Genomic DNA, 14,539 nt, shown 5'->3' on the forward strand with positions numbered 1-14,539 from the left:
GGGCAAGGCCAACCTACAGGACGGAACGCCCGCATCTCGCGGACGAATGGCCGACGATACCCTCGGGCGACGACGGAGCTACGGGATCGTCGTTGCCGCGACGCTCGCCTACACCTGCCTGATGTTCGTCTGGTTCTCGCTGCCGGCGTACCTCTCGACGATCATCGCGGAGCTCGAGCTATCGGGGACCCAGGCCGGCGTCGTCGCGGGCGCAGTGCCGCTGACCTACATCCCGCTGGCGCTGTTCTCGGGGCTGGCGGTCGATCGGATCGGTCCCGGACGGAGCCTCGCGGCCGGCGCGGCGATCTTCGGCGTCGCGCAGGCGGGCCGGAGCGTCGCCGAGGGGTTTCCCTCGTTGCTGGCGCTCACCCTGCTGCTCGGGGTCGGCGCGACCGCGATCACGTTCGGCCTGCCGAAGCTCGTCTCGACGCTGTTTCCGCCGAGTCGGACGGGGTTTCCGTCCTCGATCTACCTCGTCGGCGCGTCGGCGGGGACCGCGCTCGCCTTCGGGGTCGGACGACCGATCCTCGGCCCGTGGCTCGGCGGCTGGCGTCCCCTCTTTCTCTGGAGCGGGCTCGTCGCGGTCGGCTACGGACTCGGCTGGTACCTCCTCGCTCGACGACTGCGGATCGACGAGCGTTCCGCGGCCAACGACGCGAGCGAGCGGACGCCCGGCGACGAGAACGGGTCGCCGCTCGAGTCGATTCGGCGGGATCTCCGGCTGATCCTCACCCACCGGGAGCTCCAGCTCGTGGTCGTCGTCGGCACGATGTACCTGCTGGCGAGCCACGGGATCCAGGGCTGGCTCCCGACGGTGCTCGAGTCCCGGGGCATTTCGCCCGGACTCGCGGGCCAGACGACGAGCCTCTTCGTCGCGGCCTACGCCGTCGGCATCTTCGCGGTACCGGTGCTGGCCGACCGCTACGAGGCGCGACCGACGGCCCTGATCGGCTGCGGCGCGGTGTTCTGTACCGGGATGATCGGCGTCGTCCTCGCGGACGGGATGGGGATCACGCTCCTGTCGGGGATCGTCGTCGCCGGGATCGGCGTCGGCGGGCTCTCCCCGCTCGTTCGGGCGATCCCGCCGGCGCTCGAGGGGATCGGGGCGCGGCTGACCGGGACCGCCGTCGGCTTCATCTTCGCGGTCGGCGAGATCGGCGGCTTCCTCGGCCCGGTACTGATCGGGACGATTCACGACCTGACGGGCTCGTACGCCCTCGGACTCGGCGTGATCGCGACGGCGGGAATCGTGGTGGCGTTCGCGGGCGCGACGCTGCGTCGGCTCGCCGACTGAGAGCGTGCGTGGGACTGCGCCCGCTTTTATCGGCTGTTGAGCGCAGTTCCGCTCTGTCTCCACCTGACTCGTTTTCGACTCCGCGTCGGGACCGCCGCCACTCGTGGACGGGATTCCGTCTCGAAAGGTGCTAAAGGGGCTCCGGTTCGTAACGTCAGTATGGCCAGTATCCGTATCGGCTCGGCGTTCGGCATTCCGATCAAGCTCGGCGTCTCGTTTCTCCTCGTCGTTCCGCTGTTAGCCTACCTCATCGGCGTCCAGATGGAGCTTACTGTCGAGTTGCTCAACGACACCTTCGGCGCGGGGATCGATCCGGCTCCGCTGACCGACGGCGTGACCCCGTGGCTGCTCGGGCTGGCGGCCGCGCTGGGGCTGTTCGTCAGCGTCTTCTTCCACGAACTGGGGCACTCGATGGCCGCGCGCCGCTACGGCCTCGAGACCCAGTCGATCACGCTGTGGTTCCTGGGCGGACTCGCGCAGTTCGCCGAGATGCCCGAGGACTGGCACAAGGAGTTCGTCATCGCGATCGCGGGCCCGATCGTCAGCGTCGCGGTCGGAGTCGTCTGTTACGTCGGCTTCGTCCTGTTGCCCGCCGAACTGCCGGCCGCGCTGTTCGTCCTCGGCTACCTGGCGATACTCAACGTCGTGCTGGCGATCTTCAACATGCTGCCGGGGTTCCCGATGGACGGCGGCCGGGTGCTTCGGGCGCTGCTCTCGCGGAACCGCTCCCGGCTCGAGGCGACGCAGATCGCCGCCGGCGTCGGGAAGGGGTTCGCGCTCCTGCTCGGGTTTGCGGGGATCATCACGTTCAGCATCTTCTGGATCGCGATCGCCTTCTTCATCTACATCGCCGCCTCGAGCGAGACCCAGCAGATCTTCATCGAGACGGCCTTCGAGGGGCTGACCGTCGCGGATCTGATGACCCCGGCGCCGAAACTCGACACGGTCTCGCCGGATCTCTCGCTCGATCGGCTCCTCGAGCGGATGATGCGCGAGCGCCACACCGGCTACCCCGTCCTCGACGACGGTGAACTCGTCGGCATCGTCACCCTCGAGGACCTCCAGGAACGAGCCGACGACGACGATACCGTCGTCGCGGACGTGATGTCGACCGACCTCGTCACCGCCGCGCCCGCCGACGAGGCGACGACCGCGCTGCGGACGATCCAGCGGGAGGACATCGGACGGGTCCTCGTCGTCGACGCCGACGGCTCGCTGGCGGGGCTGATCTCGCGGACGGACCTGATGAAGGCCCTGGAGATCGCCCAGCGGAGCCGGTCGATCCCGGCCGAGCCGCGTTCGCTCGAGCAGTGAGCGTCCGTCGCGGCTACGACCGCGGTCCTCGCCGGCGACGGTTCGACTGCCGGGCGTAGCTCTTTGGGGCGCGTGCTCGTGGTACGAGCGAACGCGGCGTACGATGAGCACCATGGACAGTCACAATCCAGCGACCGGCGAGCGACTCGAAACGTACGACGACCACGACGAGAGCGACATCGAGGGGATCCTCGCGAGCGCGGACGACGCTTTCGAGCCGTGGGCCGACACCCCGATCACCGAGCGCCAGCAGCTGCTCGAGCGGGCCGGCGAGCTCGTCCGGGAGCGCGAGGACGAGTACGCCGAACTGATCAGCGAGGAGATGGGGAAACCGATCGCCGAGTCCCGCGCTGAGCTCGAGAAGTGCGCCTGGGTCTGTGACTTCTACGCCGAGCGCGCCGACGAGTTCCTCGCCGACGAGGCCCTGGGCAGCGAACCCCACTCGCGGACGTTCGTCTCCTACGAGCCGCTGGGAGCCGTCCTCGCGGTGATGCCCTGGAACTTCCCGTTCTGGCAGGTGTTTCGGTTCGCCGCACCCCACCTGACCGCTGGCAACGTCGGGCTGCTCAAACACGCCTCGAACGTTCCGGGGTGTGCGCTGGCGATCGAGGAGATCTTCGAGGACGCGGGCTACCCCGAGGGCGTGTTCTCGACGCTGCTTGCCGGCTCGGACGCGATCGAGGACGTGATCGCCGACGACCGTCTCGACGCCGTCACCCTCACCGGCAGCGAGGGCGCCGGCCGCGCCGTCGCCGAACAGGCGGGCGGCGAGCTGAAGAAACACGTCCTCGAACTCGGCGGGAGCGACCCGTTCGTCGTCTGTGCGGACGCCGATATCGAGGCCGCAGCCGAGACCGCGGCGACCGCCCGGACGATCAACTCCGGCCAGTCCTGTATCGCCGCCAAGCGCTTCATCGTCGTCGACGAGGTCTACGACGAGTTCCTCGACCGGTTCGTCTCGGAGATGGAGTCCCTCGAGATCGGCGACCCGCTCGAGTCGGACACCGACATCGGTCCCCAGGCCCGCGAGGACCTCATGGACGACCTTCACGAGCAGGTCGAGGCGAGCGTCGAGGCCGGCGCGTCCCTCGAGTGCGGCGGCGAGCGCCTCGACCGGGAGGGATACTACTACCCGCCGACGGTTCTCTCGGAGCCCCCGCGTGACAGCCCTGCGGCCGACGAGGAGGTGTTCGGCCCGGCTGCGGCCGTCTTCCGGGTCGAGGACGAGGACGAGGCGATCGAGCTCGCCAACGACACCCGCTACGGGCTCGGCGGCTCGGTCTGGACCGAGGACCTCGATCGCGGGGAGCGACTCGCTCGCGAGGTCGAGGCCGGCTGCGTGTTCGTCAACGAGCTCGTCAAGTCCGACCCGCGCCTGCCCTTCGGCGGCGTGAAGGCGTCGGGGCACGGCCGCGAGCTCGCCGAGGCGGGAATCCACGAGTTCGTCAACCGCAAGACCGTCTGGGTCCAGTCAGCCGGCGCGGACGACGGCGTTCCCGACACCGAGTGACGACGGCCGTCCCACGAAGGTATCACACTCATGCGTCCCGGGCGAGTCGAGTGAGCCGTGCCAACAGCATCCGATCTACTCGTCGACTGCCTCGAGGCCGAGGACGTCGAGTACGTCTTCGGGCTCCCGGGCGAGGAGGTCGAGGATCTGCTCTTCTCGCTTCGCGACTCCTCGATCGAGTTCGTCCCGACCCGCCACGAGCAGGGCGCGGCGTTCATGGCCGACGTCCACGGGCGGCTCACGGGCGACGCCGGGGTCTGTCTCTCGACGCTCGGCCCCGGCGCGACGAACCTCATCACGGGCGTCGCCGACGCCCAGCTCGACAAGAGCCCGGTCGTCGCGATCACCGGCCAGGGCGGACGTGAACGGCTCCACAAGGAGAGCCACCAGGCGCTGGACATCGTCAACGTCTTCGAACCGATCGTCGAGTGGAACGCCCAGATCGCCGAACCCGAGATCGTCCCCGAGTCGGTTCGCAAGGCGTTCAAGCTCGCCGAACTCGAGAAACCCGGCGCCACCCACCTCGAGTTCCCCGAGGACGTCGCGGGCGAGGAGATCGACGCGGAGCCGATCCCCGTTCGAGATTCGGTTCGCCGCCCGGATCCCGACGACGCGTCGGTCGAGCGGGCCGCGACGCTGCTCGAGGACGCCGAGCGGCCGCTCCTGCTGGCGGGCAACGGCGCGGTCCGCACTCCGGCGGCGGACGGCATCCGCGCGCTCGTCGACCGCCCCGAGCTGCCGGTCGTCGCGACCTACATGGGGAAGGGTGCGATCTCGGACCGCGAGCCCGCCTCGCTGCTGACCCTCGACTCCGGACCGAACGACGAGGCCGCGCGGGCGATCGAGCGGGCCGACTGCGTGATCGCGGTCGGCTACGATATCGCCGAACACGACCCCGAGGGGTGGAACCCCGACTGCGAGAAGCAGGTCGTCCACGTCGACTACGAGCCTGCGGAGGTGTACCGCCACTACAACCCCGATGTCGAGATCGTCGCCGACGTCGGCGCGGCCCTGGAAGCGATCGGCAACCGGCTCCCACCGGAGTCGTGCTCGCTGTGGTGTCGCGACGCCCACGATCGGATTCTCGAGGCGACTACTCGAGCGCCCGAGGACGACGATCCGGTGACGGTCCGTAACGCCCTCCCCTCGCTCCGGGAGACGATGGCCGACGAGGACGTCCTCGTCTCCGACGTCGGCAGCCACAAGATGGCCATCGCGCAGTCGTACCCGACCTACGAACCGAACACCTGCGTGATCTCGAACGGGCTGGCGAGCATGGGGATCGCCGTTCCGGGCGCGCTCGCGGCCGACCTCGCGACCGATTCGAACGTCGTCGCGGCCACCGGCGACGGCGGCTTCCTGATGAACGCCGCCGAGATCGAGACCGCGAGCAGGCTCGACTGCGGCTTTACGATCGTCGTCTTCGTCGACGACGACTACGGGCTGATCTCGGAACAGCAGATCGAACACCGTGGCGAGTACACCGGCACCGCGCTCTCGAACCCGGATCTGGTCGCGTTCGCCGAGAGCTTCGGGATCGACGCCTACCGCCCCGAGGGCTGGGACGAGATCGACCGGACCTTCCGGGAGACCGTCCCGTCGGACGAGCTCTCGCTGATCGAGATTCGACTCGAGGCGTAGTCCGCTCCAAGGTCGCAAAACGAGCGAGTCGGCCGCGGGCGACGGTTCCTCGCGGGAGCTACCGCTTCGGACGCGGCGTTTCTCCTGCAAACCCTAGCCATTACTACATCGGAACTTATGAGAAATTATGGCGATCGAGGCGGCCTTCGACGTGTCGGGGGAGCGGTTTCCGCTGGCGTGCGTGTTCGAGGAGCTCGCTGACGCGACGGTCGAACTCGATCGGATCGTCCCGACGAACGGGGAGACCATCCCCTACTTCTGGCTGGGCGATCCGAACGTCGAGTCGTTCGATCCGAACGCGGTGTCACACCCGGATCTCCGGGCGATCAGCGTCGTCGAAACCGTCGGCGAGGAGGCGCTGGTACGGGTCGAGTGGGATCCCGACCGAAAGAACCTCCTGACGGTGTTGCTCGAGTCGCCGGTCGTTCTCGTCTCCGCGGTCGGAACGAGGCGGCGCTGGTCCTTCGAAATCCGGGGCGACGACCGCGAGGCCCTCGCCGCGTTCCAGTCGGCCTGCCGCGAGGCGGCGATCCCGATCGATCTCACGCGGCTCCAGCCGCTCTCGTCGCGCACGGACGAGAGCGACGCCCTCACGCCCGCCCAGCGCGAGGCGGTGCTCCTGACCTACGAGTGCGGCTACTTCGACTCGCCGCGACAGGCCACCCAGGCGGAGCTCGCCGCGGAACTCGACATTACGCGCCAGTCGGTTTCCTCGCGGTTACAGCGTGGACTCCGGCGGCTCGTCGGAAACACGATGTTCGACTGAACCGACGCGGCGCACATAGAAAGGATGCTGCACACGCAGCAGTACGTTCAACCGTTCGAAACGCTGCCATACGGTAATGGCAGACGGGTTTGAGTTCATTTTATCCGAACACTCGTGGGGAAAACTGAGCTGGCAGCCGCGGCGAACGAGGGCAGCGGTCACATGCGAGACGTCGACGAACGGGGACGAGCGGTCGATCGTTCGAGGAGAACGATGATCCCCTCCCGGGAGGTGCTCCTGGTGGAGGACAATCCCGGCGACGTCCGGCTTGTGCGGGAGGCGTTCGCGGCGACCGACGGCGATCACGAGCTTCACGCGGTGCCGACCGGCGAGGACGCCTTGCGGTTTCTCGAGCGACGAGCCGAGGACGGCGACGAAGCGCTGCCCGACCTCGTCCTGCTGGATCTGAACCTACCCGGAACCAACGGCGGGATGATCCTCGAGCGAATTAGAGAGTCGCCGGAGCTCCGACGGCTCCCCGTTATCGTGCTAACGAGTTCGGAGGCCAGCGAGGACGTCGAGGCGTGTTATCGACGGGCCGCCAACGCCTACCTGACGAAACCGATCGCACCCGACGATCTCGTCTCGATGATCAGGAGCGTCGAGGCGTTCTGGTTCGATCGCGTTCGGCTTCCGCCGCAGTAGACCGACCCGTTTCGGCGGTATCTCTTTGCCCGTCGGCGCGTTCAGGGCGGAACGTGTTCCACGGCGAGGAGTTCTGGCTCGTTCGCTTCCTCTTCCAGCGCGGGCTGGCGCTACTCTACCTGCTCGCCTTCCTCGTCGCCGCCGTCCAGTTCCGGCCGCTGGCCGGCGAAAACGGCCTGTTCCCCCTCGAGTGGTACGTCGACGGCGTCGAGTTCCGGGAACGACCCAGCCTCTTTTATTTCGTCCCCAGCGACCGCGCGATCGGGGTCGCGGCCTGGACCGGGGTCGGCCTCTCCGCGCTGGCGTTGTTCGCCGTTCCGTACCAGCTTCCCGACGGGTACGCGACGCCCGCCTCGATGGCGCTGTGGGCGACGCTGTGGCTATTGTACCTCTCTTTCGTCAACGCCGGCCAGCTCTTCTACGGCTACGGCTGGGAGTCGATGCTGCTCGAGACCGGCTTTCTGGCGATCTTCCTGGGCGCCGGCTCGGCCTCCCCGCCCGCGGTCGTCTTCCTCCTGCTCCAGTGGGTACTCTTTCGCAACATGTTCGGCGCGGGACTCATCAAGATCCGCGGCGACGACTGCTGGCGCGACCTCTCCTGTCTGGACTACCACTACGAGACCCAGCCCATCCCCAACCCGGTGAGCTGGTACGCCCACCACCGCTCGAAGCTCTTTCACCGACTCGAGACTGTCGGCAACCACGTCCTCGAGCTGGCGATCCCGTTTCTCTACTTCGCACCCCAGCCCGCCGCGGCGCTGGCCGGCGCGGCGACGATCGGCTTCCAGGGCTGGCTGATGGTCACCGGCAACTTCGCCTGGCTGAACGCGCTGACGATCGTGCTGGCGATCGCGACCTTCAGCGACGGGATCCTCGAGGCGCTGCTTCCGGTGACGGCGCCGGCGACGACCGCGACGCCGCTGTATCTCGAGGCCGCGGCCGTCGTCGTGGCGGTGGTCGTCCTCGCACTGAGTGTCTACCCCGTCCGGAACATACTCTCCGAACGACAGGCGATGAACACCGCCTTCGACCCGCTGCACCTGGTCAACACCTACGGCGCGTTCGGATCGGTCACGCGCGATCGCTACGAGCTCGTGATTCAGGGGACCGGCGACGAACGAGTTACGGACGATACCGAGTGGGAAACGTACCGGTTCCGGGGAAAGCCGACGGATCCCGAGCGACGGCCGCCCCAGATCGCCCCCTACCACCTGCGGCTGGACTGGCAGCTCTGGTTCGCGGCGATGTCGCCGACGCCGCGTCGCAGCCCGTGGGTGTTGCGGCTCCTCCGACGGCTGCTCGAGGAAGACGACCCTACGCGCTCGCTGCTGGCCGAGGATCCGTTCGCGGGCACTGATCGGTCACCCGAGCGGATCCGGGTGCTCCGGTATCGCTACCGGTTTACGACGCCCGAAGAGCGCGCTGAAACGGGCGCATGGTGGCACCGGGAACGGGTCGGCACCTACGTCGATCCGGTTTCGCTCGAGGAACTGCGCGTTCGGCGGTTCGGCCCGTAGGGCGAAGTCCGCGCCGAAGAAACGGACGGACGAACGTGCTCGAAAGCGCCCGGGGTGCCGACCACCCCGTTTAGTGAGATATTTACGCGAAACGCCGCATGTGAGGGCGTCACAACCGACACCGATGAAACGGGTAACCGCCGACTAACGTCAGGAAACAACCACATAACAATACTCGTGACTTCCATCGTTAGTAATATGAGCGAGGAGATCACCGTCGGACTGACGGACGGACGGGAGATCACGGTCGACGAACTGACGGTACTGGATCGGGACAACGGTTCGTGGATCCGGTGTGTGCGATCCGAGCCGAGTCGGCGGATGGAGTTCGACGAGACGACGACGTACTACCACCTCGAGCACGACGTCGACTACGTCGTCGCGGACGGCACGGACGACCGGGAGGTAGACGCCGTCGTCGACCGCCAACCGAACCTCGCCGCAGCGCCGACCGACGCCGCTCGCCGATGATCGAGCTTCCGAGCCTGAGCGTCCTGCTGATCGGTAGCGGCGCGTACCTCGTGGCGGTCGCCGCCGTCCTCCGGTCGCTGGGTCGAACACGGACGCCCCGCTGGCGGACCGAGCGCTCGAGCGAGGGTCCAGTGGAGAACGAGGTCTCGCCGTAGCTCGCCGTCGGGCCTGGAACCTCGAAGACCGGTCGAGCGCGCCGCCGCCTACTCCTCCCGCCGGACCGGTGGGGTCTTCGAGAGGTACTGTCCCCAGAAGTCGCGGTTGTCCGCCACCCGTCGGTACCCCTGCTCGCGGAGGCGCTCGTAGTCCTCGAAGTTCCGGAGGAATCCGACAGCTTCTCGCACGACCCCGGCGTCGTCGACTCGAGCCAGCCCCTCCTCGAGCGAGGCGCCACAGGAGTGGACCGCGTCGTCGGTCACGAAGTGCGAGCAGTTCTCGTAGTCCTCGGGCAGTCGCTCGCGTAGCTCCGGGGTGAGGTCGGTGAAGCCGACGATGCGGACGTCGGTTCGGTCGTCGAAGAACTCCGCCCACCACGTACAGAAGCCGCAGTCGTCGTCGAAGACGAGCGTCGGTTCGGTCATCCTATCGAAAATCTTCGACGTCGGATCACTTAGCTTCTCGGCCGACGAGCCCGAGATACTTGGCTCGGGCGACCAACCGGTCGGTATGGAGCGATTCGTCGGTCTGATCGTCGCCGGCGGGCTCGCCCTCGTCGCCGGGCTCTGGCTGCTCGCGCTCCTCGAGTCGGGAGCTATGGGCTGGCTGCTCGGACTCGCGCTGACGGCCCTCGGAACGGCCGCGTTAGGCGTCGGGATCGCGAGCGAACTCGAACCCGAGATCGAGCTCGGACGGGAGCCGTAGACCGGTAGTCACCGTCACTCGAGGAAGGGCACCGAACCCGGACGGCTCCGTGAGAGCGCGATCCGACGCTCACCGTGTCGCTCGAGCCGACAGTCACCGTGCCGGAACGTTCTTGGCGCCGACGGCCGATCCCGAACCATGAGCGTGCGGTCACTGACGGAGCCGGAGGTGCTAGCCGGCGCCAAGGGCCGGCTCTTTCCGGACGGTGACGGGCCCGCCTACGCGGTCGCGGACACGCAGTTCGCCCGCGAGGAGTGGCTCCCCGGACGAGCCGTCGACCCGGAGATCAGAGACCGGCTGGCGCCGTTCAACCACGTCCGGATCGGCGGCGGCTACCCGGATCTCGTCGGCGTCGGGCGTCTCGAGCCGGAGCTCGTGGCCGTCGACCGACTCGGCGACGAGCCGCCGCTGGTCGCCGTGGAGGCGAAGGGGTACGCGAGCGACGGTGTCGACACCCAGCGCGGGATCGTCCAGGCGTACGACCGCCTCGGGGAGGCCAACGCGGCCTACCTCGCGGCGCCCGCATCGGCCGTCTCCGAGACCGACCGAACGCTGGCGCGGGAGCTGAACGTCGGCGTGCTCGGCGTCGAGTCCGACGGCGGGGTGGCGCCGCTCGAGGTGCCACGCGTGGTCGGGAACAAGACGACGACCGAGGCGACGGCGATCCGGTTCCAGGCGAGCGCGCAGGGCGTCGCGAACCAGTCGTTCGGCCTGAACCATCCGAAGAACTATCTAGGGTATCCGCTGGCCCACTACGCCGACGGCGACACCGAGACGCTGCTGGCGACGTACGACGTGGTCGGTGCAGTCGACGACGCCCGACGGGGCGCCGCGTTCCTCGGACTGCTCGAGGAGGCGCCGAGCGGAGCGGAACTCACCTCGCTCGGCGAGGAGGTCGTCCGGTTCGCGAAGCGAAACTACGGGTCGGTCGAGGAAGCACTCTCGGAGTTCGAGGCGTGGTACCGCTCCCGGAAGCGGTTCGTCGACCTGGCGCCGGCCTGGGGACAGCTCGCCCGTCGGGTCCTCTTCGACTACCCCGCGACCGAGCTGCTCGTGACCGAACTCCAGGGGCTCCACCGGGACGGGAGCCGCGAGCCGTCGCTCGTCGGGTTCGTCACCTACCTCCACGAGCTGCATCCGACGTTCGCCGTCGAGCTATTCGTCCGGGGCGACCGTTCGGTTCGGCGCCGTGCGCTGACGACCGACGGCGACCTCCGCCGGGAGCCCCTCGAGGACGGCGCGACCTACCACGCGCCGACGGTGTTCCAGCTGAAGACGATGCTGTACCACGTCGGGATCCTCACCGAGCGCGGTCGCGAACCACACCGACTCGAGCCGACCAGCGACGTCTGGGCGCTTCGCGAGTCGGTCTGAGACGGACCGGTAGGGTGCTCGTACCGCGACGGCCGGCCCGTCGATCGGCGCCACACCGTTCCCGTCCGCTGGAACCACCCTCGAGAAAGCGCCGTCTAGGGACGGTTCGCCGGCCCATACTTATGCCGTCGAGAGTGTCACCGGCGATTATGCGCTCAGCCGGGTGGACGGACGGACGGTGGGGATCGAACGCGAGGACGAACCGATCGGGTGGTCGACCGTGACGGACGAGTATCCGATCGCGACGGGCGGCTCGTTTCCGGGCAAGGAGCGGGTGCTGGCCGAGTTCGAACGGATGCTCGACGGCGACGCGCGGCTGACGATGGGCGAGCACTGCGACGCGTTCGAACGCGAGTTCGCCGACTACGTCGGCCGCGAACGCGGGATCGTTACCAACTCGTGTACGTCGGCCCTCGAGTCAGTTTTCCGCGCGCTCGAGGGGCGCGGCGAGGAGGTGATCGTCCCGATCCAGACGTTCGCCGCGAACGCCTCGTCGGTGTTGACCGCCGGCTACGAGCCCCGGTTCGCCGACATCGAGCCCGACGATCACAACATCTCGCTCGAGTCGGTCGCCGAGCTGATCGGCGACGACACCGCGGCCGTGGTCGCCGTCCACTTCGCGGGCAACGTCTGCGAACGGACGGCCGAGCTCCGGGAACTCTGTGAGGCCCACGACGCCGTCCTGATCGAGGACTGCTCGCACGCCCACGGCGCGACGATCGACGGCCGACCCGCGGGGAGTATCGGGCACGCCGCCTGCTTCTCGTTCTACGCGACGAAGGTGCTGACCACCGGGGAGGGCGGAATGGTTCTAACCGATGACGCGTCCCTCGCGCGACGGGTGGCGGCGATTCGAAACCGGGGGCTCGACCCCGACGCCGACGATCCTCGGTTTACCCACCTCGGAAGCAACTACCGCCTCTCCGAGTTCGCGGCCGTCCTCGGTCGGAGCCAGCTCGAGCACGTCGAGGAGTTCGTCGCCTACCGCAACGAGATCGCCCGGATCTACGACGATCGGCTGTCGGAACTCGCCGAGCGGGGGATCGCCGAGCCGATCTCGCCGCCGTCGACCGTCCGCTCGAGCTACTGGCGCTACCCCGTCGCGCTCGAGCCCGGCTGCGACCGGACTCGCGTTCGGGACCGCCTCGAAGCCGAGGGGATCACGATCGACTGGGCGTACGATCCGCCGCTACACCGCCAGCCGTTCGTCACCGACCGGTACGACACCGACGGCGTCGCACCCGAGGGGACCGCGGCGATGGGACGGCACGTCTGTCTCCCGATCCACCGGGACCTCTCGCTCGAGGACGCGAAACACGTCGGCGAACGGGCCGTGAGGGCGATCCGTCGGGCGCGATCGGAGCCGACGACCGCAAAACGGGGCTACGAGAGTCGGTAGACGCCGGCCTCGTACGGTCGCAGCTCGAGCGTCTCGCCGAACGACGTTTCCTCCTCGTAGTTGCCGATCAATCGGTTCGCGACCTCGCCCTCGAGGTCGAGGTCGACCTCGGGCCGGCCGTCGAAGAAGTTACAGACGACGAGCAGCCGTTCGTCCTCGAGGCTGCGCTCGTAGGCGAACACCTCGGGATGGTCGGCACACAGGAGTTCGTACTCGCCGTAGACGAGCGTCTCGTGCTCCTCGCGGAGGGCGAACAGCTCGCGGTAGTAGTGCCAGATCGAGTCGGGATCCGCGCGGGCGGCTTCGACGTTGATCTCGTCGTAGTTGTCGGTGACGCCGAGCCAGGGCTCGCCGTCGGTGAAGCCGGCACGAGCGTCGTCGGACCACTGCATCGGGGTCCGGGCGTTGTCCCGCGAGCACTCCTCGAGTACCGGACGGACGTCTTCGAAGGAGTCGTACCGATCGCTCTCGAGGGCCTCCTCGAGGAAGTTTTGTGCCCAGACGTCCTCGACGTCGGACGGGTCCTCGAAGCTCGTGTTCGTCATCCCGATCTCCTGGCCCTGGTAGAGAAACGGCGTTCCCCGAAGGGTACACAGCACCGTCGCGAGCATCTTGGCGGACTCCTCGCGGTACTCGCCGTCGTCGCCGAACCGGGAGACCGTTCGGGGCTGATCGTGGTTGCTGAAGTACAGGCAGTTCCACCCCTCGCCGGCCAGCGCCTCCTGCCAGCGGCTGACGATCTCCTTGAGCTCGAGCAGGTCGAGGTCGACGGGATCGTACTTCCCGCCCTCGCCGCGGTCGACGTTCATGTGCTCGAAGTGGATCGCCATGTTGAGCGCCCGATCGTCGCCGATGTATGCCGCAGCGTCCTCGGCCTCCATCCCGACCGTCTCGCCGACGGTCATCGCGTCGTAGTCGGCCAGAGCTTCCTCGTGCATCTCCCCCAGGTAGGTCTCGAGGTTCGGCCCGTTGACGTAGTGTTCGGCGCCGACGGGGAGACCGTCGGTTTCGGGGTCGCCGTCTGGCAGCTCCTCCGGCTTGGAGATGAGGTTGATAACGTCCATCCGGAAGCCGTCGATCCCCTTCTCGAGCCACCAGCGCATCATCTCGAAGACGTCCGAACGAACGTCTGGGTTCTCCCAGTTCAGATCGGGCTGGCTCTCGTCGTAGAGGTGCAAAAAGTACGCCTCGCGCTCGTCGTCGTAGCGCCAGGCCGACCCCCGGAAAAACGACTCCCAGTTGTTCGGCGCCGGGCCGTCGGGCTCGCCCTCGCGCCAGACGTAGTGATCCCGGTACTCCGGATCGCCGTCCCGCGAGCGGACGAACCACTCGTGTTCCTCGGAGGTGTGGTTGACGACGAGGTCCATGATTAGGCGCATGTCCCGGTCGTGAAGCTCCTCGAGCAGGCGCTCCCAGTCGGCCATCGTCCCGAAGCGGGGGTGAATCGCCCGGTAATCCGCGATGTCGTACCCGTTGTCCGCCATGGGTGACTCGTAGACGGGGTTGAGCCAGACGACGTCGACGCCCAGCGCCTCGAGGTAGTCGACCTTCTCGACGATCCCGGGGATGTCGCCGACGCCGTCGCCGTCGCTGTCGTTGAAACTGCGCGGATAGATCTGGTAGACGATCGCTTCCTTCCACCACTCGCGTTCGGACATGGGGACGGCTACCCGCCGGCGGGTATAGTAGCTGTGGCTCTCGGCTCGAGAGAGTGGCGAAAACGGACGGCGTCTCGGTCGTCGGGCTA

At 67.9% G+C, this 14,539-nt stretch carries 14 protein-coding genes; 12 read left to right on the forward strand and 2 right to left on the reverse strand.

What is annotated here, in order from left to right:
• The first annotated feature begins 46 nt into the window (after window positions 1-46).
• The 9 genes from QA609_RS18820 (at window position 47) to QA609_RS18860 (ending at window position 9,313) form a co-directional block, all read left to right on the forward strand.
• Window positions 47-1,294, forward strand: coding sequence for an MFS transporter (locus QA609_RS18820; protein WP_278304163.1), 1,248 nt, complete (start codon window positions 47-49; stop codon window positions 1,292-1,294).
• Between the two features lie 159 nt (window positions 1,295-1,453).
• The gene (locus QA609_RS18825) at window positions 1,454-2,608 is read left to right on the forward strand and encodes a site-2 protease family protein (protein ID WP_278304164.1); all 1,155 of its coding nucleotides are present in this window, start codon (window positions 1,454-1,456) and stop codon (window positions 2,606-2,608) included.
• 112 nt (window positions 2,609-2,720) lie between these two features.
• Window positions 2,721-4,118 (forward strand): NAD-dependent succinate-semialdehyde dehydrogenase, encoded by a 1,398-nt coding sequence (locus QA609_RS18830; RefSeq protein WP_278304209.1) that lies wholly within the window; start codon window positions 2,721-2,723, stop codon window positions 4,116-4,118.
• 57 nt (window positions 4,119-4,175) lie between these two features.
• Complete coding sequence (locus QA609_RS18835) at window positions 4,176-5,759, forward strand: acetolactate synthase large subunit (RefSeq protein ID WP_278304165.1); 1,584 nt, start codon at window positions 4,176-4,178, stop codon at window positions 5,757-5,759.
• A 127-nt stretch (window positions 5,760-5,886) separates the two neighbouring features.
• Complete coding sequence (locus QA609_RS18840) at window positions 5,887-6,525, forward strand: helix-turn-helix domain-containing protein (protein ID WP_278304166.1); 639 nt, start codon at window positions 5,887-5,889, stop codon at window positions 6,523-6,525.
• A gap of 213 nt (window positions 6,526-6,738) precedes the next feature.
• Window positions 6,739-7,170 (forward strand): response regulator, encoded by a 432-nt coding sequence (locus QA609_RS18845; protein ID WP_278304210.1) that lies wholly within the window; start codon window positions 6,739-6,741, stop codon window positions 7,168-7,170.
• Between the two features lie 53 nt (window positions 7,171-7,223).
• On the forward strand, window positions 7,224-8,687 hold the full coding sequence (locus QA609_RS18850) for a lipase maturation factor family protein (RefSeq protein ID WP_278304167.1): 1,464 nt from the start codon (window positions 7,224-7,226) through the stop codon (window positions 8,685-8,687).
• Window positions 8,688-8,885: 198 nt separating this feature from the next.
• Window positions 8,886-9,158 (forward strand): hypothetical protein, encoded by a 273-nt coding sequence (locus QA609_RS18855; RefSeq protein ID WP_278304168.1) that lies wholly within the window; start codon window positions 8,886-8,888, stop codon window positions 9,156-9,158.
• Window positions 9,155-9,313: a hypothetical protein gene (locus QA609_RS18860; protein WP_278304169.1), complete on the forward strand. Its 159-nt coding sequence runs from the start codon at window positions 9,155-9,157 to the stop codon at window positions 9,311-9,313. Before QA609_RS18855 ends, QA609_RS18860 begins: the two co-directional genes overlap by 4 nt.
• A 48-nt stretch (window positions 9,314-9,361) precedes the next feature.
• Here the strand turns inward: QA609_RS18860 and QA609_RS18865 are convergent, their stop codons facing one another.
• Window positions 9,362-9,739: a DCC1-like thiol-disulfide oxidoreductase family protein gene (locus QA609_RS18865; protein ID WP_278304170.1), complete on the reverse strand. Its 378-nt coding sequence runs from the start codon at window positions 9,737-9,739 to the stop codon at window positions 9,362-9,364.
• 85 nt (window positions 9,740-9,824) lie between these two features.
• Between QA609_RS18865 and QA609_RS18870 the strand changes: the two genes are divergently transcribed.
• The 3 genes from QA609_RS18870 to QA609_RS18880 all read left to right on the forward strand — a co-directional run bounded on the left by QA609_RS18870 (window position 9,825) and on the right by QA609_RS18880 (window position 12,792).
• The gene (locus QA609_RS18870) at window positions 9,825-10,019 is read left to right on the forward strand and encodes a hypothetical protein (RefSeq protein ID WP_278304171.1); all 195 of its coding nucleotides are present in this window, start codon (window positions 9,825-9,827) and stop codon (window positions 10,017-10,019) included.
• A 138-nt stretch (window positions 10,020-10,157) separates the two neighbouring features.
• Window positions 10,158-11,393, forward strand: a complete 1,236-nt coding sequence (locus QA609_RS18875) for a hypothetical protein (RefSeq protein ID WP_278304172.1) — start codon at window positions 10,158-10,160, stop codon at window positions 11,391-11,393.
• 163 nt (window positions 11,394-11,556) lie between these two features.
• The gene (locus QA609_RS18880) at window positions 11,557-12,792 is read left to right on the forward strand and encodes a DegT/DnrJ/EryC1/StrS family aminotransferase (RefSeq protein ID WP_278304173.1); all 1,236 of its coding nucleotides are present in this window, start codon (window positions 11,557-11,559) and stop codon (window positions 12,790-12,792) included.
• Here QA609_RS18880 and QA609_RS18885 read toward each other — a convergent pair.
• Window positions 12,777-14,450, reverse strand: coding sequence for an alpha-glucosidase (locus tag QA609_RS18885; protein ID WP_278304174.1), 1,674 nt, complete (start codon window positions 14,448-14,450; stop codon window positions 12,777-12,779). The two genes, QA609_RS18880 and QA609_RS18885, sit on opposite strands and share 16 nt — an antisense overlap.
• Window positions 14,451-14,539 lie beyond the last annotated feature (89 nt).

The sequence above is a fragment of the Natronococcus sp. A-GB7 genome (genome assembly GCF_029688865.1).
Classification (GTDB): domain Archaea; phylum Halobacteriota; class Halobacteria; order Halobacteriales; family Natrialbaceae; genus Natronococcus.